Origin of the sequence: Halobacteriovorax sp., from assembly GCF_041587335.1 — a bacterium.
In the GTDB taxonomy this organism is placed as follows: domain Bacteria; phylum Bdellovibrionota; class Bacteriovoracia; order Bacteriovoracales; family Bacteriovoracaceae; genus Halobacteriovorax.
On record NZ_JBFGYP010000086.1, the window covers coordinates 1 to 12,728 of the forward strand.

Genomic DNA, 12,728 nt, shown 5'->3' on the forward strand with positions numbered 1-12,728 from the left:
CTTACAGGTCAAAAACTACTTAAAGTTGCTTCTCCAGAAGGAAAATTAGAGTGGTTTTCAACTTTAGTAGCAAAACCAGATGTTTCTAAGTTTACATCATATAAGAGAGAAGCTTGGGGAACAGTAGATACAAGAGAAGCAGTAGTTGCTACTCCGTCTCATTACGATCCGGATCACGGAATGACTGAAGAGGAAGCTCATCATGTACACCATGTACATCATATTGGAGCCATCGTTTCTATCATTATCGCTTTTAGTGGTGTCTTCATTGCATTTATGATGTATATCAAAAAGTCATGGAATCCAGGATGGTGGGTAACAACTTTTTCTGGTTGGTACAGAGCGCTACAAAACAAATACTACATGGATGATCTATATATAAAAGGCGTTATTGGGAAAGGTTTAATACCTCTAAATAACTTCTTAGCTTGGTTAGATATGGGTATTTATGACCGCTATATTGTTGACGGTTGGGCAAAAGTAAACAGAGGATTATTTACTTTTGCAAAATGGTTCGATGATTTATGGGTTGATACTGTTATGGTAGATGGAACAGGAGCGAGTGTTAGATTGTTTAATGTTGTTTTAAGAACATTACAATCTGGAAAGATTCAATTCTATTTCATCATGATTATTGTTGTTTTAGCTGGTTACATATTAGCATTATAAAAATTATTTTCTATATAAAGAGGAGTTGACGGTGAGTGGAACGTCGAATTTATTAAACTGGATTCTTTGGATGCCGATGCTTGGTGCTCTAGGTGTATTACTTATTCCTAAAGCAAAAGAAAACGCGATTAGATTTTGGGCCCTAGCAAATACTGCTATTACAATGGTTCTAACTGCAAAACTGTGGATGGGATTTGATAATTCTATTGCGGGTATGCAAGAAGCATTTACTGTTAAAATTCCTTGGATTAAGCAATTCAATATCTTTTATCACTTAGGTGTAGATGGAATTTCTCTTCCAATGATTCTTTTAACGTCAGTGATACTTTTCATCTGTATTTTAAGTTCTTGGACAGTTAAGAAACAAATCAAAGGTTACTTTGCTTTAATTCTTTTCTTACAAAGTACAATTTACGGTGTTTTCTTCTCATTAGATTTTTTCTTATTCTACGTATACTGGGAAGTAATGCTAATACCAATGTTCTTCCTAATCGGTATTTGGGGTGGAGAGAACAGAGAGTACGCAGCTGTTAAGTTCTTTCTTTATACTTTCTTTGGATCAATCCTGATGCTAGTTGGTATGGTTGCCCTTTATCACGCAACTGGTAAAGGCGTAGATTCATTTGATCTACTAGCTCTTAAAGCGAGTGCTGATGAGTTTATTAAAATGAAAGTAAGCCTATTTGGAACAGAGGTAGCATTTGATAAACTATTCTTTATGTTTATGTTTGTTGGTTTTGCAATCAAAGTTCCAGTATTTCCATTCCATACATGGCTTCCACATGCACACGTTCAGGCACCAACTGCAATTTCAGTAATTCTAGCGGGTGTTTTATTAAAGATGGGTACTTACGGTTTCTTAAGAATCGCATTTCCAATCTTTCCAGGTGCGGCAGTTTATTTCTCAAACTTCATTGCAATACTCGGATTGATTAATATTATATACGGTGCATTCTGTGCAATGGCACAAACGGATGTTAAGAAACTAATTGCATATTCTTCTGTATCTCACATGGGATTTGTAATGATTGGTATGGCCGCTATGACTTCTCAAGGTCTTAACGGTGCAGTTCTTCAGATGTTTAACCACGGTACTTCTGCTGCGATGATGTTCCTTCTTATTGGTATTCTTTATGAAAGATCTCACCACAGATGGATTATTAGACCAGATGGATCAAAAGGTTTTGGTGGTTTATATACTCAGTTACCAGTATTTTCGATTGTGTTTATAATCGGAATGTTTGCTGCAATGGGATTACCTGGACTATCAGGATTTATCTCTGAAGCACTAATCTTCTTTGGTATCTATCAAAAATTTACAACTATGACTGTTCTTGCACTACTTGGTCTTCTGATCGGTGCAGCTTACCTACTTTGGATGTTTAAGAGAATGTTCTTTGGTGATGTTGTTGAGGAATGTAAGTCATATACAGATATGAATGCGAGAGAAATTTTCTATATGATGCCTTTATGTGTTGCTGTAATTCTATTTGGAATTTGGCCATCACCTATTTTAGACATTATGAAAGCTTCAGTTAATTCTCTAGTAACTTTATTAGCGAATTATCAGTAAAAAGGTGTAAAAAATGCTTTTAAACTATTTAGCAAGTATAGCTCGATTCACGCCAGAAATTATTCTGGTAGTGACTATGATAGGTCTTTTGTTTGTTGAGTCTACTTATAGTAATGATGTTAAAGGTAGTAAAAAAGGCTACCTTTATGCAACAGCTTATTTAGGTCTACTTTTCACATTAGTAAAACTAGTTGGCTCTTTAGGAGATGCTCCTGGGGGAATCTTTACTAATGCTCTAACAATTGACCCGTTTAGTACTTTAGCCAAAATAATCATGGTTATTGGTACTGCAGCTTCAATCTATTTAAGTAGAAGATCAGATGATATTTATGATCAGCTTAAAGGTGAGTTTGCAATTATCGCTATAGGTGTTCTTATTGGTGGGATGCTACTAGCTTCTGCTAACAATATGTTAATGCTATATATTGGTATTGAAACGCTATCGATACTTTCTTATGTACTGGCATCATTAAAGAAAAATGATGATAGATCATCTGAAGCTGGACTTAAGTACTCATTATACGGTGGTATTTCTGCAGGTATAATGCTCTTTGGTTTAAGTCATATCTTTGGTGTTGTTGGGACTATTCAATTCGCAGGAATGATAGAAAAAGTACAGACATTAGATACAATGCAAGTTGCTATCTTAATGCCATCTTTTTTAATGTTCTTTGCTGGTATTGGTTATAAAATAGCTTGTGTTCCTTTTCACATGTGGGCACCAGATGTCTATGAAGGTTCACCACTTCCAGTTACAACATTCTTTTCAATTGTTCCAAAGATCGCAGGTATAGCTGTTCTTGTAAGAGTAACAATGACTTTCTTTGGTGGAGATACAAATGCTCTACAAATGACTTGGGTTGGTTCTCTAAGTGTTATTGCTGCCTTAACAATGACTGTTGGAAATGTTTCAGCAATTGGTCAGAGATCTGTTAAGAGAATGCTAGCTTATTCATCTATCAGTCACGCTGGTATGATGATGATGGGTGTTGTCTGCTTGTCAGAAATTGGTGTTACAGGAATTATATTCTACGGTATCACTTACCTATTTATGACTCTAGTTGCATTCTTTATTACTTCTTTTATCCAAGACGAATATGGGAATGATCACTTTGAAAGATTTAATGGATTGATTTCAAAGCATCCATTAATGGCAATCTTTATGATCATGACAATGTTTTCTTTAGCAGGAATTCCACCATTCAGTGGATTTGTTGCAAAGTTTAATATCTTCAATGCTCTTATTGATAAAGATTTCTACGTATTGGCGATAATTGCAGGAATGAACTCTGTTGTTGCAATTTACTACTACCTAAAAATAGTAAGATTAATGGTATTTAAAACAAGCGAAAGTGAAGAAAAAGTTAGTGGCTTTGCATTCACAAACCAACTTGTAATTGCCGTTCTTACAGTACCTGTTTTAGTATTAGGTATTTTTTGGGAAAACATTATTGTAGTTGCTAATGGAGCTAAGATCTTTATCCAATAATGGAAGGTCTTAATTTCAATATATTTATAATTATTTCAACTGGCCTAAGTATTTTATTATTTACTTGGGCCTTTTTCGTTAAAACACGCAGTAATAACTTTAAAACAGACCTAGAGAAACAATTTGTAACTAGTTCAGTTAAGAATTTACGTACTACGATGCAGATATCTCTTAGTATTTTAGCAATATTCCTTTTATCTCTAATCGTAAAGAATTGGTCTCTCGATCAGTTATTTACTAGGGAAAACCTTTTATTATTAGTACCTTTTATTCTATCATTGGTTATAGTTTTAAGAATAGAACCTCAGTCACGGAAGAATTAGATTGAATAGCATAAATAATGGATTGATTCCTGTTGTTGCAACAACATTTATTATCGTATTGTTTATAGTGATTATTGGATTAGTGGATAAATTACTTAGACACGAGGCCATTGCAACCTATAGGGAATCACTAAGAAACTTTCGAATAGTAAGGGTATTTAAAATTAACTTTTTAAATACTTCTCTATTCTCCCTAGCTCTATCGTTAATTAGATTTAATATACTCTCTTACTTACTAATTAAAACAATAGGTAATATGTTATTTGGAAGTGATACAAATCTCTTCAATATCAACTATGTTATCTGTTATGTGATTGTATGTGAGTTCTTATTTTTCTTAAAAACGAAAAAGAAAAATGAAATTAATGAACTTTCAACTATCTCACTATCAATAGTTTTTACGTTGGGTTTAATAGGACTCTATAAGCTAAGCTCAAACCTAATAGTAGAGAAAAAGATATTTTGGCTGGATTCAGACTATGCCTTAAGTAGTTGGAGTATTTTAGAATTTCCAGCTCTAGTATTACCAATGTTTTATATTCTAGTATCCTTATATACTAGAATAATAAAATCTTCAGTGGCCCTTAAGTATAATTCAGTTGATAGACTCTTTGATTATTTGAGTAATAATTTATTATATATATATATGGTTTGTTTATTCTTAAGGACAATTGTAGGTGGTGTGACGGATATTACACTTATAGGATCTGCTGAATATACACAAATAGATACACTCATATCCATTATAATAAAATTCACATTATTAAGTGTTATAACTAGGCTGCTGATACGATTCTTACCATCTGTTGTCGACTTTAAAAGAAGAGACCTTACTCCTTTAATGTTATTGATTACTTTTAATATTGTTCTTATTCACTTTTTGAAGGGGGGATTATGATAACAGTATTGATCGTTGTTGTTTTCTTTATTGCTAACGTTGCAATGGTAATCTCAAACAAGTCTAACTTTAAGATCTTATTTAGCTTTTTAACTAGTCTAATAGTATTCATTTTCTTAAATAATATAAAATATGAATATTCAGACCTTTATTTAACTTTTGTCGTTTTTATGAATTTTATAGCACTAGGTTATGTGAAGTTTTCTCAAACCGGAAAAGTTAGAGTACTACCTTCAACACGTAATAGAATGACTAACAACTTTATACCAATAGTAAGTGTCTTAATATCAACACTGATAGTGGTTATTTTACTTAATAATGTTAGTGATGAAATATTGGAGAGAGACATCTTTTCAACAAGAGAAAATATATTCGATTACTTTCAAGACTTTAATATAATGTTTGTAACAGGAATAACTATAACGATACTATTTCTTTATATAGTTAAGAGAGTTAAAGAATAATGACTTATATACTACTCATATCCTTGATTTTAATTTCATCTGTTGTCTCTATATATATGATGTATGCAAGACAAAACGCAGTAGATGTTTTTGTTAGCTTGAGTCACCTATTTACGCTCTTCGTTTTAGTATCACACTATATTGAATTAATAGAAAAAATATCTTTTGAAGGCTCTCTAACCATTATTTTTGGAATAGTTTTTGTGATTGCAACCTTATGCACGTCTATAATTAGGTTTAAGCAGTACCAGAGCAGCGGCAATAGTAATATAGAAGGATAGTATGATTGAATTAATTCTAATTACATCTTTATGCTTAATTTTTATAAATGAGAAAATCAGTAATAAAGCTATTGTTTCTGTTGGAATTCGTACATTCCAAATTGTCGTATCCTCATACTGCTTATATCGGACCAGTGTGGGACCAAGTGCTGCATTTCTAGGTACTGAAAACCCATCAATCCTTTTCTTTTTTATAGGGTCAGCACTAGTTTCTTTTGATATAGAGAGATTGAGTTATAAGCGCCATGTAAAAGAGCTTATCTTCTTATTAACTACAATCCTCTTAATATCTAGTAATTTAGGAGTTGTGGTACTTACAACGTTACTTATTTGTATTGTATATATTCTTGAAAGACGAACTTACTTTATTGATTATATATCGTTGTTAATAATTTCTCTTATTGGTTTAATATACTTTTCAGAACTATCTTCAACAGTTCTGACTATAAAAGACTCTTATTATTTATATTTAACAGAAGTTTCAGAGCTAATATTTTACCCATTAATTACTCTATTTGTACTTGTTGAATTTTCTAGATTAAATGGATTAAAGAGAAACATTAGTACTGTGTTGATTCTAGTGCCAATGACTCTAGCTTATAAATTTAAACTAGCAAATAATTTTGAACAAGACCTTGCTACCGTAATGAGTCCAATCTTTCTTTTTACGATATTTTTAAAGGCGAGAAATCCCCTCAGAGGAAAAAGTCTTTCACATTCAATAAACTATTTACTAGTAATATCTTTATTTACTTCATTTACCTATCTAGTAATAGAATATTATGAATCTTCTATAGCGACTTCCCTATTGATAATCGCAATATTTACAATATATAGAGAGCTATCAAATTTATTCACTCGGGAAGTTGAGTTGAAGAAAATTACAGCTTGCTTTGCTTTATTTAATTTAGCGGCCATTCCGTTAAGTTTTTCAGGTTTGGCTTTAATTGATATTCTAAGCTTAACAAAAGACATGAGTGTATTCTTCTACCTGATCGTAGCAATGATTATTTCACTAGTAACATTCTCTTTCACATTAAAATCGCTTGGCGATGATTTATATGTAAATTTATTAGAGGGAAGTAATAAAGTTAAGATAGCAACAGCTTCTCTCTTTATCACTTCACTAACTTTGATTTTTCTTAATTTGTCCCACTATTTAGCAAGTCAAAGAAACACAAAGTTGTTAGAGACTCTAATCTTTGGAAATAAAGTAGATATGTTTGCGAGTGGACTTTTAAATTATAACTTGATGTTTATAATATTCTTAATTGGAGCTGTAGTAATTGGTTACTTTGTGAAGGTCGTTGATAATAAGCTATCCTGGAAGGTTTCATTTAGACTTGATGAGGTCCTTAGAAGTATCTCTTTAAATAAGATAGAACTTAGGTCAGTCGCAACTAAAGAATCTAAAGTTGAAAGCATTCTAGAAGATGAGAGAAATGAGGTTGAAATATCTAGCTTCAAAGTCTCATTTTATATACTTTCAATATTTTTAATAATTAGTTTAATAATAATAGAGCTTTAAATGATTATAATATTTTTAATATTTACAATTATATCTTTATTCTTGAGAACAAAAGATGCAAAAAGTATTCAAGAGTGCATACCTTTCTATATTGTAAGTACTTTGTCTTGGATCTCATTTCTTTTATATATGTATTTAGATTCCATACTATATATTTTTACAACTTTTGAAATTACAACGTTCTTGATTATGATAACTTTAGGCAATAATCTATCCAAGTTTTTACAGCTGAAGTTTATATCATTCTTTGTACTGACTCTTTTATATATTTTTGAAGGTGTATTTCAGCAAGATATTCTGTATGTATATGTGCTTATTTCAACATTTATTGCTCTATGGTCATCCTTTAGAGTAGATAAAAAAATATATTTTCCTTTTATACTGTTTAATATTTTTTCATTGATGAAGGCACGTGAATATATCGAATCTCCTTTCTCAGTAACTGTTTTTGTCATTGGTGCCATTTTTCTCTTATTCATATTATTAAAAGGTAGGCTTCAAAGTCTTTATAGAGAAACAAGTATTATTACTTTTATCCTATGGCTTGGAGTTTTTACATTTTCAATTGATTTATACTTTTTACTAACAGTAATTACATTATTGCTAACTGTTAGTTTGTTTAAAAGCTTTAAGCTTAAAGAGCTAAATAAAGCGATAGACATTCTTTTATATCTTTCGTCTCTTATAGTACTGATCCCTTTTATTAAGGTTTCTTTTTTCTTAACTCTTACATGGCTAGCAATATTTTCTATTTGCCTGTTTAGCAATAAAAGGTTGAGAGACATAGGGGAATGTCATGGTTAATGCTCTTGAAATGTATGATTGGCAGTTCATGACACAAATTTTGTTAGTTGTTTCTATCTTTACTTTTGTAATATTTTTTAAAAGATTAAAAAAGTATTCTGAACTCTTGGTTGCACTACCTTTCTCTTTGAGTGTTGGTCTATCTATATTTCTTTCTGACAACTTAGTATCATATTTCTTTTTTTCGGAAATCTTATTTGTAGTTTCAAACATTATCTATAACAACTGTTATAAACTCTACAATAAGAGATATTTTGAGAATGTAAGATATATTTTTTGGATAATAATCTTTTTCACATATTATAACTCATTTGGCTCATTTGCCTTTAACGCAGTACCTCGTAACACAGGTATAGAGTTTACTTTTGTTGTGGCATTACTTTTGAGTTTAATCTTTTTAATGATTTTAAACTTTCTCCTCAGAGAGAAAAGTAGCAATAGTGTTGCAGAGTCTATTGGTTATGAAGTCTTTACTGTCTCTATCTTTTGTATGAAGACAATTTTAATTATTTCAGACTTAACTGATGCTATTCCTCCTAAGCATCATACAATTATAGATATAATGATTCTTTTATTTATATTTGTAGGAAGTATTCTTTCCCTACAGTTTCATAAAAGTAGTAATGTTCAAAAGTTAAAATCAATTATAAGAGCTCTAGTCATACTTTCCCTATTACCTCTGTTAATTATTGGTGAGAGTAAGCTATGGGAAAACTTCTCCATATTTACTCTTACTATTATCGCTGGATTTGTTTTTCTAGAGCTTATAGTTAGTTATCTAGATAAAAGTAGAATAAAGCTGATATTGGTATTTTTGTTAATATGTTTCATTTCTGGTTTATCTCCTTTTGGGCACATATTCATTTTATTTAAGGATTTAGTAGATAGTGACAATCAAGTAATTCTACTCCTAGGTGTAATTACGTCTTTGCTCACTATTTCAGTTATATCAAAAAGAATGTTTGAGCTAAGTTATGATCTAGAAGATCATAAATCATTGAAATGATAGGAAATTCTTTCCTTTAGCCTGTTTAAACACTTTGAGTCATTATGCGATATAATTACTCATAGAAAGATAACTTTAAACAGGCCTTAATGAGTAAGAAATATAGAGTAAAATTATTAAATGAAAGAATTGTTGGTCCGTTCGTCCTTGAACAGATTGGTGAGTTATACGCAAAGGGACACTTGCTTGGAGATGAGAGCTGTCAGGTGTTTCCTGTGGGTGACTGGAAAACATTAAAAGATTTTGAAGATATAAAGTCTCTCATAATTAAAATAACCAAAGAAGGAAATACATCTAAAGTCAGTGACAATGATAAAACACAAACCTTTGCTAGAATAAATAAGCCTAAAATTAATAAAAAAAGTAACACTGTGAAAGATAAAAACTTTCAAGAGTTTCAGTATAAGAAAGAAGACATTAGCAGAGTTGACTATAGTGCACTTGAAGAAAAGTTCCAAGAAGAGGCCAAGGAGCTTGAGTCTATTGAGGAAGAGTTAGGTCATGTCATTGAAGAAGAACCTCCTGTCGAAGAAGAAGGTGTTGAAAAGACAGTAATAATTAATAGATCTGCACTTAAGCAAGATGATGTAGATAAGACAGTAATTGTTAATCCTAATCCATTTAGAAATAAAGTAGAAGAAACTCTTGAAGAGACCCAAGAAACTGAGGACTCTTCAGAAGAGGACGATAATCAAGAGACCGAAGAGGTAGAAGAGAAAGAAGAAGTATTAAACACTAGCGAAGCAACAGAGTTCATTAATATAAAGGAAATTTTACCTGATATAAATCAAATCGCTAATCTTGCTGAGGAAGAATTTAAAGAAAAGATCGAAGAGCAAGATGCTGAGAATAACTTAGATTCACCTAGTGTTAAAAAAGAAAAAGAAAAAGAAAAAGAAAAAGAGGTAGTTGCTAAAAAATCGAAAAAGAAAAGAACTACTCCAATTGTCGCTCTGGCATTTATAGTAATTCTATGGGTTTTACTGTTTCCAGATAAAGAAGTTAAAAACCTAGATCCAGTTAGAGTAAAAATTCAATTTCCTATTCAAGCTGAGTTTTTAGATAGAGTTAAAAGTTTAGAGGCATTAAATAAAGGGCTGGAATATTATTCACTAGGTACGTATCAATCAAAAATTAAAGCTTCTCTTGAATTTAGTAAGTCACTACATCATCAATTTAAAAACAACAAAGCACTTGGATATTTAATTCTTACATATGCTGAAATTTTCGAAAACTCTGCAGATGAAAAGAAGTCTATTAGAACACTTTTTAAACTCATTGAAATTGCTCGTAGTAAATTGTTGTCTGATGAAAATATCGCTGCAGGTAGTGCTTTATTTTATAAAAAGATAAATAAATCTCAAAGTGCAAACCGAATCCTTGAGAACTTTATTCGTATAAATAAACCGACAGTTAAGGTTCTGACTGTTTACTTAAATGTTTTAATAGATGTCGGAAACTATATTGAAGCTAGAAAAGTTTTTGATTTACTTATAAATGTTAAGAATAAAAGAGAAGATACTTACCTAAGCTTGTTGAACTTCTATCAAGAAAATGACCTTCAAGACAAAGTAAAAGAGTTACTTTCAGAAGCGAGGAATTCATTTCCAAGATCGATTCCTCTATTACTAAGATATGCTAAATATCAATTTGATATCGGAGACTATAAAAAATATGAAGCAGTCTTAAAAGTAATTAAAGATCTAAACTCTGGTAGATCTCCTCGCTACTATGCAAAATTTTTAGAATACACAGGAATTCTTGCGGCCATAAAGAAAGATAATAATAAAGCAGCAAATCTTTTTAGAGTTGCATTGAAAATTCATGAGTCAGATGAATTGAGATCAAAGCTTTCACTTCTTGAATTAGGAGGCTCTAGTAATGTTGAGAAAATAATCCTTGAAAGTAAGATTGTAGAGCTAATGAAGAAATCTAAGAATGCAGTTAAAGAAAGAAAATGGGAGATTGCTTTTATAAATGCAATTAAAGCTTCTGATTTAGATAGCTCATATATTCCCTCACAGCTTTTACTTGGAAATATTCAGGTTAAACGTGGGTATTACGAAGATGCTATTAAAACTTTTAATAGAATGAAAAAAGAGTACCCTCTCAACAAAAAGATTAATATCTATCTTGTTGAGGCCTATATAAAAGCCTATAAACTGAATAAGGCAGAGATAGAACTTAGAACGATAGCTCAATCAAAGTTAAGCGATAGTTACATATTTTACTCTCTACAAGCAAAGTACTACTTACGCCGTGAGTTTTACGAAAATGCAATTTCTAAATTTAAAGAAAGTATAAAGAGAAATCCAGTAAATGATGAAGACTACTTTCATTTAGCAAAAATTTATTTGAAGTTTAGAAAATTTAAATCAGCCAAAAATATGCTTACTAGATCGATAGCTCTTGATCCAGTTAATGTTGAGTACCACAGTGCTTATGCAAATATTCTTTATGAGCTTGAGGGCGCAGAGACAGCGATTGGATATCTTAGAAATCTATTGAAACAAAATGTGGATAACCCAAAAATTTTGGGGGATATCGCAATTTATTATTATAAAAATGGTCAAAACTTGGAATTCCAAGAATATAAGAAACGTGTGGAAAAACTTGCAAGTACTGATGCTAGTTTCTATGAATTTTTAATCTACTCTGCTGAATTAGATGATCGTGATGATGATGTGATTAAGTATGGGAGAGAGTTGATTAAGATTAACCCTGGGGATTTAGATGTTCAGATAAAGCTTGGTAAGAGTTTATATGATAAAAAACTGTATAAAGAAGCTCTTAATATGTTTGAATCAATTCTAGCGAGATTATCTACGTTCCCTAGAGCAAATTACTATCTAGCAAAAACGTATATTGCTATGAGGGATATAAAGACAGCTAGAGTTATGGCCGAGCGTGAAGTTAAGAATAATCCAACGCTTGAGTTTGGATACTTTATTCTTGGAGAAGTATACCGCCTAGAGAAGAAATATCGAGAAGCCGAGCTCAACTTCAAGCGGTCGATTTCAAAGAATGGTCGTTATGTAGAGGCATTAATGGGGATGGGCTGGATTAAGTGGAAACAAGGCTACCTCGATAGAGCTCGAGAGTATTATTTGAAAGCCCTCAAAGAAAATCAAAATAATGGAGAGATTCATAGAGCGCTTGGCTATATTTATAAAGAAATTGGTCAGAGTTCTTTAGCTATTGATTCTCTTCGAGTTTATCTTGATTTGACTCCAGCGGCTAAAGATAGGGCCCAGATTTTAAGATTAATGAAGAGTTTAAAGTAGATTTTATTGTTACATAGAGATTTAAGTGATCTTTTTTTAATTTTCTTCTTTTTACCGTATTGCTATTTTGCTAAGAATTACGTAATATATGATTTCCTAATAAGCGGAGGATTGGCTGAGTGGTCGAAAGCGGTGGTTTTGAAAACCATTGACCCGCAAGGGTCCGCAGGTTCGAATCCTGTGTCCTCCGCCATTTTTTTGGGCTCTTTGAAATGCAATTGCGGAGACATGCCCGAGTGGCCGAAGGGAGCACCTTGCTAAGGTGTCGAACCGTTTGACGGTTCCGAGAGTTCGAATCTCTCTGTCTCCGCCATTTTAAATCACTTTTAAATTCAAAATCAAATCACTAAGGAAATTCTTTAGATGCATCAATTAGACTTATGGGAAGAAAAGTTTATTGCTCACTATA

The 12,728-nt window shown here is 31.7% G+C and carries 8 protein-coding genes, 2 tRNA genes and 1 pseudogene; all 11 read left to right on the forward strand.

Annotated features, from left to right (window positions below):
- Positions 1-669: pseudogene (locus ABX784_RS11705) on the forward strand (hypothetical protein); the annotation flags it as partial.
- A gap of 31 nt (positions 670-700) precedes the next feature.
- Entirely contained in the window at positions 701-2,242 is a 1,542-nt protein-coding gene (locus ABX784_RS11710) for a NuoM family protein (RefSeq protein WP_372655229.1), read from the forward strand.
- Positions 2,243-2,255: 13 nt separating this feature from the next.
- On the forward strand, positions 2,256-3,731 hold the full coding sequence (locus ABX784_RS11715) for an NADH-quinone oxidoreductase subunit N (RefSeq protein WP_372655230.1): 1,476 nt from the start codon (positions 2,256-2,258) through the stop codon (positions 3,729-3,731).
- Positions 3,732-4,055: 324 nt separating this feature from the next.
- Positions 4,056-4,952 carry a hypothetical protein gene (locus ABX784_RS11720; protein ID WP_372655231.1) on the forward strand — a complete coding sequence of 299 codons (897 nt, stop codon included), beginning with the start codon at positions 4,056-4,058 and terminating at the stop codon, positions 4,950-4,952.
- Complete coding sequence (locus tag ABX784_RS11725) at positions 4,949-5,416, forward strand: hypothetical protein (protein WP_372655232.1); 468 nt, start codon at positions 4,949-4,951, stop codon at positions 5,414-5,416. The genes ABX784_RS11720 and ABX784_RS11725 overlap by 4 nt, the downstream gene beginning before the upstream one ends.
- Positions 5,417-5,698: 282 nt before the next feature.
- Positions 5,699-7,225 (forward strand): hypothetical protein, encoded by a 1,527-nt coding sequence (locus ABX784_RS11730; RefSeq protein WP_372655233.1) that lies wholly within the window; start codon positions 5,699-5,701, stop codon positions 7,223-7,225.
- On the forward strand, positions 7,226-8,029 hold the full coding sequence (locus tag ABX784_RS11735; RefSeq protein WP_372655234.1) for a hypothetical protein: 804 nt from the start codon (positions 7,226-7,228) through the stop codon (positions 8,027-8,029).
- Positions 8,022-9,035, forward strand: coding sequence for a hypothetical protein (locus ABX784_RS11740; protein WP_372655235.1), 1,014 nt, complete (start codon positions 8,022-8,024; stop codon positions 9,033-9,035). Before ABX784_RS11735 ends, ABX784_RS11740 begins: the two co-directional genes overlap by 8 nt.
- Before the next feature lie 89 nt (positions 9,036-9,124).
- The gene (locus ABX784_RS11745; RefSeq protein ID WP_372655236.1) at positions 9,125-12,319 is read left to right on the forward strand and encodes a tetratricopeptide repeat protein; all 3,195 of its coding nucleotides are present in this window, start codon (positions 9,125-9,127) and stop codon (positions 12,317-12,319) included.
- Between the two features lie 105 nt (positions 12,320-12,424).
- Positions 12,425-12,512 (forward strand) — tRNA-Ser (locus ABX784_RS11750).
- A gap of 29 nt (positions 12,513-12,541) precedes the next feature.
- Positions 12,542-12,632 (forward strand) — tRNA-Ser (locus tag ABX784_RS11755).
- Positions 12,633-12,728: the final 96 nt, after the last annotated feature.